Origin of the sequence: Streptomyces sp. FH025, from assembly GCF_017427025.1 — a bacterium.
Classification (GTDB): Bacteria; Actinomycetota; Actinomycetes; order Streptomycetales; family Streptomycetaceae; genus Kitasatospora.
The window spans coordinates 1-927 of record NZ_JAFLNG010001245.1; the positions used below are offsets into that span (position 1 = coordinate 1).

1 protein-coding gene is annotated in these 927 nt (G+C 76.9%); it reads left to right on the forward strand.

Going from position 1 to position 927, the window contains the following annotated elements:
* The coding region (locus J0670_RS38700; protein WP_207817448.1) for a PP2C family protein-serine/threonine phosphatase at positions 1 to 919 on the forward strand (919 nt) is incomplete at its 5' end.
* Positions 920 to 927 lie beyond the last annotated feature (8 nt).

Sequence of the window (927 nt, forward strand, 5' to 3'; positions counted from 1 at the left end):
GCTGCTGGTGCTGGTGTGCACGGCACTGGCGGGCAGTGTGCTGGGCGCGGTGGCGCAGGACCCGCTCGGGGTGCGGCTGGGGGTGTCGGTGGTGCTGGCCTGCACGGGGGCGACGGTGCTGGCGGCGAACCGGTTCCGGCACCGGCTGGGGCTGCGCGGGACGCAGGGCGACTCGATGCTGCTGGAGCTGGCCGAGCACAACCGGACGCTGGCCCGACTGCCGGAGCGGCTGCTGGACTGGCACTTCGACAGCGCGCTGGCCCCGGCCGGGGGCGCGTCGTTCTCGGGGGACTTCCTGCTCTGCGCCCACCGCCCCGAGGAGGACCTGCTGGAGCTGGTGCTGGTGGACGTGTCCGGCAAGGGCAGCCGGGCGGCCGCCCGGTCGACCCACCTGTCGGGCGCCTTCGCGATGCTGCTGGGCCGGGTGCCGCCGGAGGCGTTCCTGCCCGCGGCCAACGACCACCTGGTCCGGATGGGCTGGGAGGACGACTTCGCGACCGCCGTGCACCTCGCGCTGCACCCGGCGACCGGCCACTACCGGCTGTTCAACGCCGGCCACCCCCCGCCCGTGCGGTACTGCCGGCGCAGAGGCTGGGAGGCGTCCGAGCACGGCGGCCCGGCGCTGGGCCTGGTGCCGGGCGCGCCGTACCCGGCGGTGTCGGGGCGGCTGTCGTACGGCGACTCGCTGCTGCTGTTCAGCGACGGCCTGGTGGAGGTGCCGGGCCGCGACCTGGACGAGGGGGTGGGCCGGCTGCTGGCCGCCGCCGAGCCGGAGGTGCGCACGCACCTGCCGCAGCAGCAGGTGGCCCGGGGTGCGGCGCGACGGCTGGTGCACACGGTGGCGCAGGACGTCGCGGACGACCGGACCCTGGTGCTGGTGCGGCGGCTGGGCGCCGCCGGGCCCACCGCGGCCGGTTGAGCCTCGTG